We start from the raw sequence: 15441 nt of genomic DNA on the forward strand, positions 1-15441 counted from the left end.
CGCGCGTGGTTATCCGCTGACGATGCGGTTCTTGCCCTGGCGCTTGGCTTGGTACATCGCCGCATCGGCCCGGGCGAACAGGCTGTCGAGGCTTTCATCTTCGCGGCGCCGGCTGCTCAGCCCCTGGCTGATGGTGATGTTGAAGGTCTGGCCCTGGCAACTGAAGGTCTGCCGCTGAATCTCGCGCTGCAGGCGTTCGGCGACCTGATGGGCCATGTCCGCGCTGCAGCCGGGAAACACCGCCGCGAACTCTTCACCGCCGATGCGCCCGAACAGGTCTCCCCGACGCAGTGCAGCCCGTCCGCTCTCGGCAATGCGCTGCAGAACGATGTCGCCTTCGGGATGGCCGTAGGTGTCGTTGATCACCTTGAAGTCATCGATGTCCAGCAACAGAAAGACCAGGGGTAAACCTTGCCGGCGTGCCTGTTCGAACTCGCGGTTGGCGCATTCGAAGAAGTGCCGGCGGTTGCTGCTCTGGGTCAGCACATCAGTGGTGGCCAGGCGTTGCAGCTCGGCTTCCAACTGCTTCTTTTCGGTGATGTCTTCGGCAATGCCCACCACGATCAGCCGCTGCCCGGGTTCGGTGTTGCGGTTGATGAAGCATTTGTCGCTGAGCCAGCGCACCTGCCCCTGGGCATCGATGATGCGGTACTCGCGATCTTCCACCGCGCCCCTGTCCAGGACCTGGGCCAGGCTGCGCTCGGCGTATTCCAGGTCGTCGGGGTAGATGCTGTCGCGCCACTGGTTGAAGTCCGCCAGCAGCAGGCCTGCCGGGCGACCGAAGATCCGTTCATAGGCCGGGCTGACGTACAGCACCTGGCGGTTGTCCCAATCGAAGGCCCAGAGCACTGCATTGACGCTGACCAGCAGGGCGCTGAACAGCTGCTCGCGCTCGGTCAGGCGGGCGACTTCGCCCTGTGCATGCATCAGGGCCATCAGGGTTTGCGCGGCTTCGGGCCACTGGGGAAGCGAAGATGGAGTGTGTGAATTCTTATTGACCATCGGCACAGATCTCAAAGGGCGTGCCGCGCCAAGTTCGACAGCGGCCACAACCAAGCCCGCCTGGGTGGCGAAGTGTTCAGTGAGATAGGGGATCGGACGCTAAGTTCCCAGCCGTTGCGGCGATACTTGGCGCGCCCGCCGGACGGTCGCAGTCGCCCCTCGCCGGCTTGTGGCGAGGGGCTTTGGCTCAGGCTGCGGTAGGACGCAGGGAGTAGGTTTTCAGCTGATTGGCGAAGTCCCGCAGGGACTGGATACCGCTGGCCTCGGCCTCGTGCACCCAGTCCTTGATCGCCGCCAGCATGTCGTGGCCGTTGGCGCTGGTCTTGACCCAGATCTGCTGCAGGGCCAGGCGCTTTTCGTAGATCACCTTCAACGCCTGGCTGTGTTCCAGCATGGTCTGGATGCGCAGGTGGTGGCGGTCTTCCAGCAGGCTGGTTTCCCGGGACAGCAGGCGCTTGGCGCGATGGAACTGGTGGCGCACCGAGTGATCGACCTTGGCCAGCTCCTGTTTCACCAGCGGGCCGATCACCAGCTTGCGGTACTGGGCCATGATCTGGAACCGGTTGTTGAGGATGGCCATGGCAGTGTCCATGTCCAGGTGGCCCTTGCCTTCGACCCGGTGGGCGATGGGCGCTACGCGCTGGACCTTGGCCAGGCGCAGGAAGCTGAAGACCTTGATCCAGGCCCAGCCCATGTCGAACTCCCACTTCTTCACCGAGAGCTTGGCCGAGTTGGGGTAGGTGTGATGGTTGTTATGCAGTTCTTCGCCGCCGACGATGATGCCCCAGGGCACCAGGTTGGTGGCGGCGTCGCGGCATTCGAAGTTGCGGTAGCCGACGGCGTGGCCCAGGCCGTTGATCACGCCGGCGGCCCAGAATGGAATCCACATCATCTGGATCGCCCAGATGGTGATGCCGATGGTGCCGAACAGCAGCAGGTCGATGACCGCCATCAGCGCGATACCGCCCAGCTTGTAGCGGCTGTAGAGGTTGCGCTCGATCCAGTCTTCCGGGCAGTTCTTGCCGTAGATGCGCAGGGTTTCCGGGTTCTTGGCCTCTTCGCGATACAGCTCGGCGCCCTTGCGCAGCACCGTGGACAGGCCCTTGATCACCGGGCTGTGGGGGTCGTCGACGGTCTCGCACTTGGCGTGGTGCTTGCGGTGGATGGCGGTCCACTCGCGGGTGTTCTGCGCCGTGGTCAGCCACAGCCAGAAGCGGAAGAAGTGTTTCAGGCCGGCGTTGAGTTCCAGGGAACGGTGCGCGGAATAGCGATGCAGATAGATCGTGACCGCAACGATGGTCACGTGGGTCATCAACAGAGTGACTGCCACCAGTTGCCAGGCGGACAAGCCAAGTAAACCTTCGTACCACATAGGCGATAAGGCCCTCGATAAAGAAAAAAACAGCCCAGGCATTATCACCAAGCCCGCGGAGAAAACCAGTCGCCCTTTCAGATAAGAGTGGCGGCATGTTTCTTCCTCTATAATCCCGAACTTTTCGTGTGGAAATAGACGGACTTATGTCGGTTTCTTATCGCAATGGCTTGCGTGCCGCGCTGCTCTATCTGCTGCTGTCCCTGATCTGGCTGCAGTTCAGTGGTTATTTACTGAGCAGTTTCTTCGATGAATTTGCCGACCAGGCCTACTGGCACGAGGTCAGTGGCTACGCCTGGGCACTGGTCAGCGCGGTGCTGATCTTCTTTGCCCGGGCCCGCCTGTTGCGAGTCATGGGCGCCGACCGCTGGTTGCGCCATCAGCAGAAGGATCGCGAGCGCCTGCGCCAGGCGGCGGCAGTGTTCGACTGCACCCGCGAGGGCGTGCTGGTCAGCGACACCCAGGGCCAGATCGTCCACGTCAATCGCGCCTTCATCGAGATCACCGGCTACCAGCGCGAAGAAGTGCTGGGTCGCCAGCCGAGCCTGTTCAAGTCCGGCCACCATTCGCCGGACTTCTACAAGGCGATGTTCGACTCGCTGCAGAAAACCGGCGAATGGAGCGGCGAAATCTGGAATCGACGCAAGAGCGGCGAGATCTACCCGCAATGGCAGAGCATTCGCGCGATCCGCGATGAGCAGGGCGAGCTCACCCACTATGTCGCGGTGTTCTCCGACATCAGTGCGATCAAGGATTCCGAGCACGAACTGGCCCACCTGGCCCACCACGACCCCTTGACCGACCTGCCCAACCGCCTGCTGTTCACCGATCGTGCCGAACAGGCCCTGGCCTCGGCGCAGATCCACAAGCGCGGCTGCGCGATGCTGATGATCGACCTGGATCATTTCAAGATGATCAACGACAGCCTCGGCCACAACGTCGGCGACCAGTTGCTCAAGGCCGTGGGCGAGCGCCTGGGGGGCATGTTCGGCCCGGGCATGACCCTGGCGCGTCTGGGAGGCGACGAGTTCGCAGTGCTGGCCGAAAGCTGCCCGCAACTGGTGCAGGCCGCGGCCCTGGCGCAGCGCATCATCGACGGCCTCAAGGAGCCCTTCCAGCTGGGTGAACAGCAGGTGGTGATCAACGCCAGCATCGGCATCAGTCTGTTCCCCAGTGACGCCCTGAGCGCCAGCCAGTTGCTGCGCAACGCCGATGCGGCGCTGTTCAAGGCCAAGAGCGCCGGGCGCAACGGCTATGCCCTGTACACCGAGGAGCTCACCGCCCATGCCCAGCAACGGGTGGAGATTGCCTTCGAACTGCGCCGGGCCCTGGAGCAGCAGGAGCTACGGGTCTACTACCAGCCGGTGCACGATCTCAAGAACAGTCGCCTGATCGGCGTCGAGGCCCTGGTGCGTTGGGAGCATCCGCAACGCGGCCTGGTGTCCCCGGCGGAGTTCATTCCGATTGCCGAACGCACCGGGATGATTGCCGAGATCGACGCCTGGGTCATGCAGCAGGCCTGCCGGCAGATGTGCCAATGGCAGGCTGAAGGTGTGGTGCTGTCGTTTGTCGCGGTGAACGTATCGACCCGTCTGTTCGCGCGCAGCGAGCTCTATCAGCAGGTGGCCCAGGTGCTGCACGACACCGGCCTGGACCCGGCCTACCTGGAACTGGAGGTCACCGAAAGCGCGGTCATGGACGATCCCGAGGTGGCGCTGGAGCAGATGCACCGTCTGCGTGAACTGGGCATTCGCCTGGCCATCGATGACTTCGGTACCGGCTACTCGTCCTTGCTGCGCCTCAAGCGCCTGCCGGTACAGAAGCTCAAGATCGACCAGGGTTTTGTCGCCGGCCTGCCGTTCGATGAAGACGATGCGGCGATCTCTCGGGTGATCATCGCCCTGGCCCAGAGCATGGGCATGCAGGTTCACGCCGAGGGTATCGAGCAAGCGGAGCAGGCGCGGTTCCTGCTCGAACACGACTGTGACCTGGGCCAGGGCTACTGGTTCGGCCGGCCGGTGCCGGCGGAGCAGCTCGACTGGAGCAATGCCCCCGCCATCCGCTGATACCCCTGTAGCCGCTGCCGCAGGCTGCGAACGAGCTGGGCGCCACTCCGACACAGCGGTTGCGGCGATGTAAGAACGTCAAGGGGTCGTCTATGGATCGCCAGGCAAGGCCCTGCGGGCCTTGTCGCAGCCTCGCGAAAGCTCGGCAGCGGCTACAGGATCGAATGCGCCATGGCCAGGGGAGTTCCCAGGCTCTGCCCGGACGGGCGCGCCGACAAAACGGCCTCCACCAACCCTTGTAGCCGCTGCTGAGCCTGCGAAGCTGCGAACGACCGCAACGCGGGCGCAAATGTTGTAGACCGCTGAAGGCCTGACGGCCTTGTCGCAGCCTCGCAGGCTCGCAGGCTCGGCAGCGGCTACAGGGGGCTAAGCTGCTGTCAGGTCGAATAATTTTTCTGGTTATATAAACATTCTTAAACAGTATTTTTAAGAATATCCGCGCCTATCTACTATTGCTCCCACGCCGCAAGCAGTGCCGCCACTGCCAGGCACCTTTCACTCAGGAGCAGCACCATGAGCGCATCTCTACGTAGCGTTGACGGCCAGGACGAAGCAACCATCTTGCGGGAAATTCAAAGCGCCCTGCGCGACCTGCGCTTTGGCGCGGTGGAAATCACCGTGCACAACGCCCAGGTCGTGCAGATCGAACGCAAGGAAAAATTCCGCCTGCAACAGCCCGGCAACAAACCCAGCTGACTGCAGCGCAGTCGAAGACCGCATCACCCTCTCGTGATCGAGAGGCCCGACTGGACAACCGGAGGGCGTCATCCATGACCCCCAGTCTGAACCCCAGCATTCGCCCACGAATGCGGGCCTGATTCGCCATAAGAAAAATGCCAGCACTTTAAAAAATTTCGGGAGCTCCATCATGTCGTCGATTCGCCGTTATGCCCTGGCCGCCCTCGCCAGCGCCGTTTTTGCCGGTTCCGCCGTTGCCAAGGATTACGAGCTGCTCAACGTGTCCTACGACCCGACCCGCGAGCTGTACCAGGACTACAACGCCGAGTTCACAAGCTTCTGGAAGCAATCGCATCCCGGCGACAACGTGAAGATCCAGCAGTCCCACGGTGGTTCCGGCAAACAGGGCCGGGCGGTGATCGACGGCCTGCGCGCCGACGTGGTGACCCTGGCCCTGGCCGGTGACATCGACGAAATCGCCAAGCTCGGCAAGACCCTGCCGGCGGACTGGCAAAAACGCCTGCCCGACGCCAGCACGCCCTACACTTCGACCATCGTGTTCCTGGTGCGCAAGGGCAATCCCAAGGGCATCAAGGACTGGGGCGACCTGATCAAGAAAGACGTCTCGGTGATCACCCCAAACCCGAAAACCTCCGGTGGTGCGCGCTGGAACTTCCTTGCTGCCTGGGCCTATGGCCTGAAGGCAGGTGGTAGTGAGGCCAAGGCCCAGGAATACGTCAAGGAGCTGTTCAAGCACGTGCCTGTGCTGGACACCGGCGCTCGCGGCTCGACCATCACCTTTGTCAACAACGGTCAGGGCGACGTGTTGCTGGCCTGGGAAAACGAAGCCTTCCTGGCCCTCAAGGAAGACGGCGGCGCCGACAAGTTCGACATCGTCGTGCCTTCGCTGTCGATCCTCGCCGAGCCACCCGTGGCGGTGGTGGACAAGAACGCCGAGAAGAAAGGCAACACCGAGATCGCCGAGGCCTACCTCAAGCACCTGTACAGCCCGGCCGGCCAGGAAATTGCCGCGAAGAACTTCTACCGCCCGCGGGACAAGGACGTCGCCGCCAAATACGCCCAGCAGTTCCCCAAACTTGACCTGGTGACTATCGACAAGGACTTCGGCGGCTGGAAGACTGCGCAACCGAAATTCTTCAACGACGGTGGTGTGTTCGACCAGATCTACACGGCCCAGTAAACCTGTTGTAGGAGCTGGCTTGCCAGCGAAGGCGCCCTCAAGGGCCACACCAGGCTGCAGGCCCCTTGGCCGGCAAGCCGGCTCCTACCAGGTAGAGCCCGCATTCAGTTGCGGGCTTTGCGTATCCGCTCCGTTAACCAAGGACTTTTATGTCGCGTCGTATCTCCCCCGTCATACCCGGCTTCGGGCTGACGCTGGGCTACACCTTGGTGTACCTCAGCCTGATTGTGCTCATCCCCCTGGCGGCGATGTTCGTGCATGCCGCGCAACTCACCTGGGAACAGTTCTGGGCGATCATTTCGGCGCCACGGGTGCTCGCCGCGCTCAAGCTGAGCTTCGGTACCGCGCTTTATGCGGCCATGATCAACGGCGTCATCGGCACCCTGCTGGCCTGGGTCCTGGTGCGCTACAGCTTCCCCGGGCGCAAGGTCATCGATGCCATGATCGACCTGCCGTTCGCCCTGCCCACCGCCGTGGCCGGCATTGCCCTGACCGCGCTCTACGCGCCCACCGGCCTGGTGGGACAGTTCGCCACCGACCTGGGCTTCAAGATCGCCTACACGCCCCTGGGCATCACCCTGGCGCTGACCTTCGTCACCCTGCCATTCGTGGTGCGCACGGTGCAGCCGGTGCTGGCGGACATTCCCCGTGAAGTGGAAGAGGCCGCCGCCTGCCTGGGCGCCAAGCCCTGGCAGGTGTTCCGCCACATCCTGGTGCCGGCCTTGCTGCCGGCCTGGCTCACCGGCTTTGCCCTGGCCTTCGCCCGGGGCGTCGGCGAGTACGGCTCGGTGATCTTCATCGCCGGCAACATGCCGATGAAGACCGAAATCCTGCCCCTGCTGATCATGGTCAAGCTCGACCAGTACGATTACACCGGCGCCACTTCCATCGGCGTGCTGATGCTGGTGGTTTCCTTCATCCTGTTGCTGCTGATCAACCTGCTGCAGCGGCGCATCGAACGTCCATAAGGAGGCGCGACTCATGTCTCAATCGTCTATCGCCGCCTCGTCGGCCAACGCCGCCCGCCGTGGCAGCGCCACCTCGCGGCGGGTGCTGATTGGCCTCGGCTGGCTGATCTTTGCCCTGTTTTTGCTGCTGCCGTTATTCATCGTGGTGTCCCAGGGCCTGAAGCTGGGCATCGGTGCGTTCTTTGAAGCGATCTTCGAGCCCGATGCCTTGTCGGCGTTGAAACTCACGGTGATCGCGGTGCTGATCTCGGTGCCCCTGAACCTGGTGTTCGGGGTCAGCGCCGCCTGGTGCGTGAGCAAGTACTCGTTCCGTGGCAAGAGCATCCTGGTGACCCTGATCGACCTGCCGTTCTCGGTGTCGCCGGTGATCGCCGGCCTGGTCTACGTGCTGATGTTCGGCGCCCAGGGCCTGTTCGGCCCGTGGCTTTCGGATCACGACATCCAGATCGTCTTCGCCTTGCCGGGCATCGTCCTGGCCACCATCTTCGTCACCGTGCCCTTCGTCGCCCGGGAACTGATCCCGCTGATGCAGGAGCAGGGCACCCAGGAAGAGGAAGCCGCCAGGTTGCTGGGGGCCAATGGCTGGCAGATGTTCTGGCACGTCACCGTGCCCAATATCAAATGGGGCCTGATCTATGGCGTGGTGCTCTGTACCGCCCGGGCCATGGGCGAATTCGGTGCGGTGTCGGTGGTGTCCGGGCACATTCGCGGGGTCACCAACACCCTGCCGCTGCACGTGGAAATCCTCTACAACGAGTACAACCACGTGGCCGCCTTTGCCGTCGCCAGCCTGTTGCTGATCCTTGCGTTGTTCATCCTGCTGCTCAAGCAGTGGAGCGAATCCCGAATCAACCGCCTGCGCGCCAGCGCCGCGGAGGAATAAGTCATGTCGATCGAAGTCCGTAACGTCAGCAAGAACTTCAACGCCTTCAAGGCCCTGAACAGCATCAACCTGGATATCCACAGCGGCGAGCTGGTGGCCCTGCTGGGCCCGTCCGGCTGCGGCAAGACCACCCTGCTGCGGATCATCGCCGGCCTGGAAACGCCGGACGACGGCAGCATCGTGTTCCACGGCGAGGACGTTTCCGGCCACGACGTGCGCGATCGCAACGTCGGTTTCGTGTTCCAGCACTACGCCCTGTTCCGCCACATGAGCGTGTTCGACAACGTCGCCTTCGGCCTGCGCATGAAGCCCAAGCACCAGCGTCCCAGCGAGAGCAAGATCGCCGAGAAGGTCCATGAGCTGCTGAACATGGTGCAACTGGACTGGCTCGCCGACCGCTACCCGGAGCAGCTGTCCGGCGGCCAGCGCCAGCGTATCGCCCTGGCCCGCGCCTTGGCGGTGGAGCCCAAGGTGCTGCTGCTGGACGAGCCCTTCGGCGCCCTCGACGCCAAGGTGCGCAAGGAGCTGCGGCGCTGGCTGGCGCGGCTGCACGAAGACATCAACCTGACTTCGGTGTTCGTTACCCACGACCAGGAAGAAGCCATGGAAGTGGCGGACCGCATCGTGGTGATGAACAAGGGTGTGATCGAACAGATCGGCTCCCCGGGGGACGTCTACGAGAACCCGGCCAGCGACTTCGTCTACCACTTCCTGGGTGACTCCAACCGCCTGCACCTGGGGGAGGACAACCACGTGCTGTTCCGCCCTCACGAAGTGTCGCTGTCGCGTTCGGAACTGGAAGACCATCACGCCGCCGAAGTGCGCGACATCCGTCCCCTGGGCGCCACCACCCGGGTCACCCTCAAGGTCGAAGGCCAGAGCGAACTGATCGAGGCCGAAGTGGTGAAAGACCACGACAGCCTGATCGGCCTGGCCCGTGGCGAGACGCTGTTCTTCAAGCCCAAGGTCTGGCAGAAGCACAGCAGCCTCTAGGGCGGTGCAGGCGCACGCCTGCCGACCCGAACAGCCCTCGGACCTTCGCCCGGTCCGGGGGCTTTTTCGTTTGCGTGCGGGCCCCCGGGTCGGCTTGCCGCCAGGTGCTTCAAACCATGGCTTTCTTCTGACGCAGGGCCACCGGGCCCGAACGCTGCTCGATGGCCTGTTTCAAGTCATGGCGCAGTCCCAGCAGGAACGCCAGTTCGGCCACCACGAACAGCGGGCCGACGATCAAGCCCGACAGATCATCGACAAAGGCCGGCTTGCGGCCTTCGTAGTAATGGCCGATGAACTGGATCACCCAACCGATCACGAACAGGCCCAGGCCGCAGCTCAACCAGAGTCCGGTGCTTTGCGCCGCCAGTACCTGACCGGCCCACACCGAGAGCCCCATCAGCACACTCATCAACACGCCCAGGCGCAACTCCAGGCGCAGGTAGAACAGCGCCGAGGCCAGGGCCAGCAGCACGGCCGGCGACAGCACGATGCCCGCCAGCGGCCAGGCGGGACGGGACAGCAGCACCGCCACCGCCAGAACGATCATGGGAATGCCGATAAAGTGGCTGGCGATATTGCGCGGGTCGCGGTGGTAGGCGGCGTATTGACTCAGATGATCAACGAGGCTTTTCATTGTTGTTCCTCCGTTAGGGTGGCCCGATCATGCCCGGCCGCCGATCACGGCACTGTCAGCTAGGCGACAATCACGCCGATGCCTTGAGGAAAAAACCTGTTCATGGACATGCAGCAGTGGCGTGACTGCCTGATGACCGGCCAGTGGTTCAGCCACCTGCCGGATTCCTTACAGAATAGTTTGCTCGGCGGTGCCCGCCTGCGCCGCTTGGCGCCGGGGCAATGCCTGTTTCTGCGCGGCGATCCGCCCTGCGGCTTGTACGCGGTGCTGGAAGGGACGGTGCGGGTGGGAGCCGTCAGCGAGCAGGGCAAGGAAGCCTTGCTCAGCCTGATGCAAGCGCCGCACTGGTTTGGCGAGATCTGCCTGTTCGACGGCCAGCCGCGCACCCACGATGCCTACGCCGAGGGTGCCTGCACCCTGCTTCAGGTGCCGCAGTCGAGCTTGTTGCAACTGTTGGAGCAACAGCCGCAGTACTGGCGCCAGTTCGCGCTGTTGATGAGCCACAAACTGCGCCTGGCCTTCATCAACCTGGAACAACTGAGCCTGATGCCGGCGCCGGCGCGGGTGGCCAGTCGCCTGCTGGCGATGGCCGGCGGCTACGGCGAAGTCAGCCAAAGTCGCAGCCTGCTGCAACTGCCCCAGGAGCAACTGGCGCTGATGCTCTCGCTGTCGCGCCAGACCACCAACCAGATCCTCAAGGACCTGCAGCACCAGGGCATCCTGCGCTTGAGCTACGGCGAGATCGAAATCCTCGACACCGAGCGCCTGCGCGCCCTGGCCGGCCTGGCCGGCCTGTAGGCGCTGGCTTGCCAGCGAAGGAGCCCGCAAGACCGCCCTCGTCAGCAGCGGGTTCCTACGAACCGCGATAGGTCGAGAAGCCATATGGACTGAGCAACAACGGAATGTGGTAGTGCTGCTCGGTCTGCTTGACCTCGAAGATCACCGGAATCTCCGGGAAGAAGGTGTCACGCTTGGCCTGCTTGAAGTATTCGCCGGTCTTGAACACCACCCGGTATTCACCCGCCGTCAGCGCCTGGCCAGCGGGAAACAGCTCACTGATCCGCCCCTGCTCGTTGGTCACGCCGCTGGACAGGGCTTTCCAGTCCTGGCCCACATGCTGCTCCAGGGTCACCTTGACTCCTGGCGAGGGCAGGCCATTCTCCAGGTTCAGCACATGCACGCTCAAGGGATTGCCCGCCGCCAGGGCCAGGCTCGACAGACCGCAGAGGCCGATGGCCGCCAGGCTATTACGCAAAATATTCATGTCCCACTCCTTTCTCGATTGAACAAACAACAGACTCTGTAGCCGCTGCCGAGCCCGCGAGGCTGCGCAATAGCACAACGCGGGCGCGGCTCTCCCGTTCACTGACGTCCGGCCTCGGCCGCCAACCCCACCCGCTGTGCCGCCTGTGACGCGCACGCCTCGTCCTGCGCCGCGCCGCCCGCACCGGCAATGCCCATCGCGCCCACCAGCTGGTTGTCGGCAAACAAGGGAATGCCGCCGCCGAGCAACAGCAGCTCCGGCAAGGTGTTGAGGTTGGCCGCCTCGGGGTTGTTGCGCGCCCGCTCGGCGAACAGCCGGGTCGGGGTCTTGGTGGACAGCGCGGTATACGCCTTGCGCTGGCTGGCGAGGGTGTTGTGCGGACCTACGCCATCGGCGCGCAGGGTCACCAACAGGTTGCCGCCACGGTCCAGCACCGACACCACGGCGGTGCATTGGGCCAGGCTGGCGTCGGCCAGCTGACGGGCGGTGGCCAGGTCCAGCTCTGCGTGACGCGCAAGCTCCGGGGCCGCCAGGGCAGTGCCGGCAAGGCCAAGACCAACGCTTAGAACGAGGGTTTTGCAGATCATGGGAAGGCTCCTGAAAGACAGGCCGCCACCTTACCCAGCGGTGCTCGTCAGAACCTCGTCATTTGGATTACAAGTTTGTAATGGGCAAGCGCGCGTCGGGCGCCTAGCCTGTGCCGATCATTTCCGAGGTGCACCATGCGTTTGCTGGTAGTTGAAGACGAAGCCAAGACCGCGAATTTTCTGGCCAAGGGGCTGGGAGAGTCCGGATTCGCCGTGGACGTGGCCCTGAATGGCCTGGACGGGCGCCATTTCATCGAGCAGCAGGAATACGACCTGATCATCCTCGACGTGATGCTCCCCGGCCTCAACGGTTGGCAGTTGCTGCAGTTGATCCGCCAGCGCGGCGCCACCCCGGTGCTGTTCCTCACCGCCAAGGACGCCATCGAAGACCGGGTTCGTGGCCTGGAGCTGGGCGCCGACGACTACCTGCTCAAGCCCTTTGCCTTCGCCGAACTGCTGGCCCGGGTCCGCACCCTGCTGCGCCGCGGGCCGCTGCGCGAGGCCGAGTCCTTCAGCATCGCTGACCTGGAGATCGACGTGCTGCGCCGTCGGGTCAGCCGCGGTGGCCAGCGCATCGCCCTGACCAACAAGGAGTTCGCCCTGTTGCACCTGTTGGCCAGCCGTCAGGGCGAAGTGCTGTCGCGGACCCTGATTGCCTCCCAGGTGTGGAACCTGAATTTCGACAGCGACACCAACATGGTGGAAGTGGCGGTGCGCCGGTTGCGGGCCAAGGTCGACGATCCCTACATGCCCAAGCTGATCCACACCGTGCGTGGCGTCGGCTACCAGCTGGAAGCCCCGGATGAAGCGCTCTAGTTCCATCGCCTGGCGGCTGGCCCTGGCCTTTGCCGCGGTCTGCGCCCTGGTGCTCAGCGTGATCGGGGTGTTCCTCTACCGCTCCCTGGCCGAGGAAATCGCCTACCGCGACGACCTTGCCCTGTTGGGACGTCTGGAACAGGTGCGCGCCCTGCTGCAGGACAGCGACAGCCTGGACGCCCTGCAAGCCCGGCCCCGGCTGTACCAGAACATGCTGGGCAACCAGGAAAGCCTGTTGCTGGTGCTGCGGGCCGATGGCTCGACAGTGATCGGCATCAACCCCCGGCAACAGCGCTTGCCCGAGTTGCTGCCGATTGCCCGTGAGCAGCGCCCGCAACGCCGCGACATCCTCCTCTGGCCGGGCAGCGACCAGATTCCGCTGGCCCTGCTGGCGGGACAGGCCAGCGGCCCCAAGGGCGAGGCCCTGACGGTGATTGCCGGGAAGGTGCTCAGCGAGCGCGAGCAGATGCTCGCCAGCTACCGCCTGCGCCTGTACCTGGCGGTAGGCCTGGGGGCCTTGCTGGCCTTCGCCCTGGGCTTGCTGTTATTGCGTCGGGGCTTGCAGCCGCTGCGCCAGCTCAGCGAGTCGGTGCGCGAGATCGATCTGCGCAGCCTCGACCGGCGCCTGCAGACCACCGGCATCCCGGCCGAATTCCACGAGCCGGTGCAAGCCTTGAACGCCATGCTGGCGCGCCTGGAAGAGAGCTTTCAGCGCTTGTCGCAGTTCTCCGCCGACCTGGCCCATGAAATCCGCACGCCGTTGCACAACCTGTTGGGCAGCAACGGCCTGGCTCTGAACCAGCCCCGTAGCGCCGCGGAGTACCAGGAAGTGCTGGCCTCCAACATGGAGGAGTTCGAGCGCCTGGGACGCATGGCCGAGAACCTGCTGTTCCTGGCCCGGGCCGAGCAGGCCGATGCGGCGCTGGACCGCCAGCTGCTGTCACTCTCGGGCGTCGGCGCGCAGTTGTGCGACTACTTCGAAGCCCTGGCCGATGACCGGCAAATCCGTCTGGAGAACGGTTTTTACGGCGAGCTGCTGGCCGATCAGCAACTGCTGCAAAGGGCCCTCGGCAACCTCCTGGCCAACGCCGTGCGCCACGCCGACGCGGATTCGCTGATCCGCCTGCGGCGCCGCGACGAAGCGGGCTGGTGCTGGCTGCAGGTGCACAACCAGGGCCCGGCGATTGCCCCTGAGCATCTGCCTCGGTTGTTCGACCGCTTCTACCGGGTTGACCCCTCCCGCGCCGAACCGGGGGATTCCGGCGGCCTGGGCCTGGCCATCGTGCGCTCGATCATGCTGCTGCATGGCGGTCAGGTGCGGGTGACCAGTGATGCCCAGGCCACGGTGTTCGAACTGGGTTTTGCGGTGCTTTAACGGTGACCGGATCAACGGGTCAGGCTGCGCGCCACACCGGTTTTCCAGGCCTCGCTCATGGCCTCGGCCATGCCCTTGAAGGCGGGATGGGCCGCGCTATAGACCTGCATCTCGCCCATCGCCTGTGCCATGCCGTGCTCGACCTGTTGCAACAGTTCATGGCTGCGACCTTCGCTGAGGTTGCAGGCCGTGCGGGCGAAGCGCAGCAGCGCCTGGCGTTTGGGCCAGGTCTTGGAGCCACCCAGCAATAGCGCCAGGCTGTCCGCCTTGATGTAGACCGACGTGGTCACCAGATCAAAGGCCGGTGCCAGGCTGACGGGGGCTTCCACATCCGTGTCGGGGTACAGCACGCCGAAGTTCTTCAGATGGGCATCGCCATTTCTCAGTCCGGCCGACAACGCCACGATCTTGAAGAATGACTCCAGTGCCCGGTTCAGTAGGTGTGGGGAGACAAAGGCCTTGATCTGTTTCGCCGCGCCTTCGTAGGAGCCGTCGTACTTGGCTTTCGCCGGCCAGGCGTTGAGCACGCAGAAATCCTCGAAACCCAGGTAGCCCTGGGCGCTCAGGTCGAAACGTTTGACCACCAGGAACTGGCCATTCTGGCTGAGTTCGATCTCCGGCACTGGCAGGCCGGCATGCAGCGCCGCACGCATGCAGAAGAATTCGTTGGCGGCCAGGTGGGGGTATTGATCTGCGCGGAAAGCCTTCACCAAATGAGTGGCGCCGCGATGGGTCAGGCGTTCGACGCTGTTGGTGCTGTCGCGGATCAGGACTTTGGGCTGCACCCCGGAAACGCCTGAATACTGGCCATAGGTCGCCAATAGATCCTCGAACAGTCCCTCGGCACCGTCATGCACCAACAGGTCCTCCAGGCTGGTTTCCGGCAGGGGCGCCTGGGGTGATTGCGTTGTGCTGATGGCCACCCGACCCAGTTGGTACGGCCCCACGATCGATAGCAGAGCGAAGTCGTCGAAACCGCGCACCGCCTTGCTGAAACGGCGCAGCAGTTCATCACGCAGCGAACCTTCCGGCAGGTGCATATCGAACACCGGTGGCAGGCCTCGATCCCAGCCATAGCTCGCCAGGCGTGGCGGCATGGTCAGCGAGACCGCGTCGCGAGGCGAGGTGTTGTCGTTGTAGGTGAAAACCGAGTCCGCCTGCGCCTGGCCACGGCCGAGAGTGCCCACCGCCATGCCGGCCACACGGATGTGCAGCCGCTGTTGCTCAGTCATGGAAATGCGCCTGTTTCAGGCTGTCCAGGGTCGGGCGTTGCCGGGGGCGGGGCACGGCGCTGAGCTCGTAGCCAAAACCATTGAGAATGGCTTCGACCTTGCGCAAGCCGATTTCGGTAATGGTGTTGTTTTCAATCCCCGAGATGGTGGCGCGGCTCATGCCGTATTGTGCTGCCAGTGCCTGCTGCGAGAGCTTGCGCTCTTTGCGCAGGGTCCGGATCAGTTGTCCAAGGCTTTCCATGGGGTTTATTCCGCATTGTATGCAATGCATTTTTACTGAAAATTATTTAATGCATCCTATTTGATGCATTGTGCAGTGTAGATCGGCAGAGTCTTTTTCGCGGGTTTTTTTACTGGTGAAGGTTGCACC

The 15441-nt window shown here is 63.6% G+C and carries 16 protein-coding genes; 9 read left to right on the forward strand and 7 right to left on the reverse strand.

The window, feature by feature from the left end:
• Positions 1-9: 9 nt before the first annotated feature.
• Together DWF74_RS16930 and desA are read right to left on the reverse strand one after the other, a co-directional pair.
• Positions 10-1002, reverse strand: a complete 993-nt coding sequence (locus DWF74_RS16930; RefSeq protein WP_102862581.1) for a GGDEF domain-containing protein — start codon at positions 1000-1002, stop codon at positions 10-12.
• A 187-nt stretch (positions 1003-1189) separates the two neighbouring features.
• The gene (desA, locus tag DWF74_RS16935) at positions 1190-2374 is read right to left on the reverse strand and encodes a delta-9 fatty acid desaturase DesA (RefSeq protein WP_102862582.1); all 1185 of its coding nucleotides are present in this window, start codon (positions 2372-2374) and stop codon (positions 1190-1192) included.
• Between the two features lie 146 nt (positions 2375-2520).
• Between desA and dibA the strand changes: the two genes are divergently transcribed.
• From dibA to DWF74_RS16965, 6 genes are all read left to right on the forward strand, one after another.
• Entirely contained in the window at positions 2521-4440 is a 1920-nt protein-coding gene (dibA, locus tag DWF74_RS16940) for a phosphodiesterase DibA (RefSeq protein WP_102862583.1), read from the forward strand.
• Between the two features lie 513 nt (positions 4441-4953).
• A complete protein-coding gene (gene oscA, locus DWF74_RS16945) occupies positions 4954-5136 on the forward strand; it encodes a sulfur starvation response protein OscA (protein ID WP_022643503.1) in 183 nt (60 codons plus the stop codon).
• A gap of 172 nt (positions 5137-5308) precedes the next feature.
• Positions 5309-6319 (forward strand): sulfate ABC transporter substrate-binding protein, encoded by a 1011-nt coding sequence (locus DWF74_RS16950; RefSeq protein WP_115581344.1) that lies wholly within the window; start codon positions 5309-5311, stop codon positions 6317-6319.
• A gap of 149 nt (positions 6320-6468) precedes the next feature.
• A complete protein-coding gene (gene cysT / locus DWF74_RS16955) occupies positions 6469-7287 on the forward strand; it encodes a sulfate ABC transporter permease subunit CysT (protein ID WP_102862585.1) in 819 nt (272 codons plus the stop codon).
• Positions 7288-7300: 13 nt separating this feature from the next.
• Positions 7301-8170 carry a sulfate ABC transporter permease subunit CysW gene (cysW, locus tag DWF74_RS16960; RefSeq protein ID WP_016968484.1) on the forward strand — a complete coding sequence of 290 codons (870 nt, stop codon included), beginning with the start codon at positions 7301-7303 and terminating at the stop codon, positions 8168-8170.
• A 3-nt stretch (positions 8171-8173) separates the two neighbouring features.
• Positions 8174-9163 carry a sulfate/molybdate ABC transporter ATP-binding protein gene (locus DWF74_RS16965; protein WP_102862586.1) on the forward strand — a complete coding sequence of 330 codons (990 nt, stop codon included), beginning with the start codon at positions 8174-8176 and terminating at the stop codon, positions 9161-9163.
• Positions 9164-9272: 109 nt separating this feature from the next.
• Here the strand turns inward: DWF74_RS16965 and DWF74_RS16970 are convergent, their stop codons facing one another.
• Positions 9273-9797, reverse strand: coding sequence for a DUF962 domain-containing protein (locus tag DWF74_RS16970; RefSeq protein WP_102862587.1), 525 nt, complete (start codon positions 9795-9797; stop codon positions 9273-9275).
• A gap of 102 nt (positions 9798-9899) precedes the next feature.
• Between DWF74_RS16970 and DWF74_RS16975 the strand changes: the two genes are divergently transcribed.
• Positions 9900-10595, forward strand: coding sequence for a Crp/Fnr family transcriptional regulator (locus tag DWF74_RS16975; protein WP_115581345.1), 696 nt, complete (start codon positions 9900-9902; stop codon positions 10593-10595).
• 55 nt (positions 10596-10650) lie between these two features.
• Here the strand turns inward: DWF74_RS16975 and uraH are convergent, their stop codons facing one another.
• Positions 10651-11061, reverse strand: coding sequence for a hydroxyisourate hydrolase (uraH, locus tag DWF74_RS16980; RefSeq protein ID WP_102862589.1), 411 nt, complete (start codon positions 11059-11061; stop codon positions 10651-10653).
• Between the two features lie 98 nt (positions 11062-11159).
• Complete coding sequence (locus DWF74_RS16985) at positions 11160-11648, reverse strand: GlcG/HbpS family heme-binding protein (RefSeq protein WP_115581346.1); 489 nt, start codon at positions 11646-11648, stop codon at positions 11160-11162.
• A gap of 135 nt (positions 11649-11783) precedes the next feature.
• Between DWF74_RS16985 and DWF74_RS16990 the strand changes: the two genes are divergently transcribed.
• Both DWF74_RS16990 and DWF74_RS16995 read left to right on the forward strand, forming a co-directional pair.
• Positions 11784-12464 (forward strand): heavy metal response regulator transcription factor, encoded by a 681-nt coding sequence (locus tag DWF74_RS16990; protein ID WP_102862591.1) that lies wholly within the window; start codon positions 11784-11786, stop codon positions 12462-12464.
• The gene (locus tag DWF74_RS16995) at positions 12451-13839 is read left to right on the forward strand and encodes a heavy metal sensor histidine kinase (protein ID WP_102862592.1); all 1389 of its coding nucleotides are present in this window, start codon (positions 12451-12453) and stop codon (positions 13837-13839) included. The genes DWF74_RS16990 and DWF74_RS16995 overlap by 14 nt, the downstream gene beginning before the upstream one ends.
• An 11-nt stretch (positions 13840-13850) precedes the next feature.
• Here DWF74_RS16995 and DWF74_RS17000 read toward each other — a convergent pair whose 3' ends face one another.
• Both DWF74_RS17000 and DWF74_RS17005 read right to left on the reverse strand, forming a co-directional pair.
• The gene (locus tag DWF74_RS17000) at positions 13851-15071 is read right to left on the reverse strand and encodes a type II toxin-antitoxin system HipA family toxin (protein ID WP_115581347.1); all 1221 of its coding nucleotides are present in this window, start codon (positions 15069-15071) and stop codon (positions 13851-13853) included.
• Positions 15064-15312, reverse strand: coding sequence for a helix-turn-helix domain-containing protein (locus tag DWF74_RS17005; RefSeq protein ID WP_102862594.1), 249 nt, complete (start codon positions 15310-15312; stop codon positions 15064-15066). Before DWF74_RS17005 ends, DWF74_RS17000 begins: the two co-directional genes overlap by 8 nt.
• Between the last annotated feature and the right edge of the window lie 129 nt (positions 15313-15441).

It is taken from the genome of Pseudomonas protegens (genome assembly GCF_003363755.1).
GTDB classification, from domain to species: Bacteria; Pseudomonadota; Gammaproteobacteria; order Pseudomonadales; family Pseudomonadaceae; genus Aquipseudomonas; species Aquipseudomonas danubii.

Coding starts and splice junctions, on each gene's coding strand:
- DWF74_RS16930 (WP_102862581.1), bottom strand. CDS start 1,002: ATGGTCAATAAGAATTCACACACTCCATCTTCGCTTCCCCAGTGGCCC.
- desA (WP_102862582.1), bottom strand. CDS start 2,374: ATGTGGTACGAAGGTTTACTTGGCTTGTCCGCCTGGCAACTGGTGGCA.
- dibA (WP_102862583.1), top strand. CDS start 2,521: ATGTCGGTTTCTTATCGCAATGGCTTGCGTGCCGCGCTGCTCTATCTG.
- oscA (WP_022643503.1), top strand. CDS start 4,954: ATGAGCGCATCTCTACGTAGCGTTGACGGCCAGGACGAAGCAACCATC.
- DWF74_RS16950 (WP_115581344.1), top strand. CDS start 5,309: ATGTCGTCGATTCGCCGTTATGCCCTGGCCGCCCTCGCCAGCGCCGTT.
- cysT (WP_102862585.1), top strand. CDS start 6,469: ATGTCGCGTCGTATCTCCCCCGTCATACCCGGCTTCGGGCTGACGCTG.
- cysW (WP_016968484.1), top strand. CDS start 7,301: ATGTCTCAATCGTCTATCGCCGCCTCGTCGGCCAACGCCGCCCGCCGT.
- DWF74_RS16965 (WP_102862586.1), top strand. CDS start 8,174: ATGTCGATCGAAGTCCGTAACGTCAGCAAGAACTTCAACGCCTTCAAG.
- DWF74_RS16970 (WP_102862587.1), bottom strand. CDS start 9,797: ATGAAAAGCCTCGTTGATCATCTGAGTCAATACGCCGCCTACCACCGC.
- DWF74_RS16975 (WP_115581345.1), top strand. CDS start 9,900: ATGGACATGCAGCAGTGGCGTGACTGCCTGATGACCGGCCAGTGGTTC.
- uraH (WP_102862589.1), bottom strand. CDS start 11,061: ATGAATATTTTGCGTAATAGCCTGGCGGCCATCGGCCTCTGCGGTCTG.
- DWF74_RS16985 (WP_115581346.1), bottom strand. CDS start 11,648: ATGATCTGCAAAACCCTCGTTCTAAGCGTTGGTCTTGGCCTTGCCGGC.
- DWF74_RS16990 (WP_102862591.1), top strand. CDS start 11,784: ATGCGTTTGCTGGTAGTTGAAGACGAAGCCAAGACCGCGAATTTTCTG.
- DWF74_RS16995 (WP_102862592.1), top strand. CDS start 12,451: ATGAAGCGCTCTAGTTCCATCGCCTGGCGGCTGGCCCTGGCCTTTGCC.
- DWF74_RS17000 (WP_115581347.1), bottom strand. CDS start 15,071: ATGACTGAGCAACAGCGGCTGCACATCCGTGTGGCCGGCATGGCGGTG.
- DWF74_RS17005 (WP_102862594.1), bottom strand. CDS start 15,312: ATGGAAAGCCTTGGACAACTGATCCGGACCCTGCGCAAAGAGCGCAAG.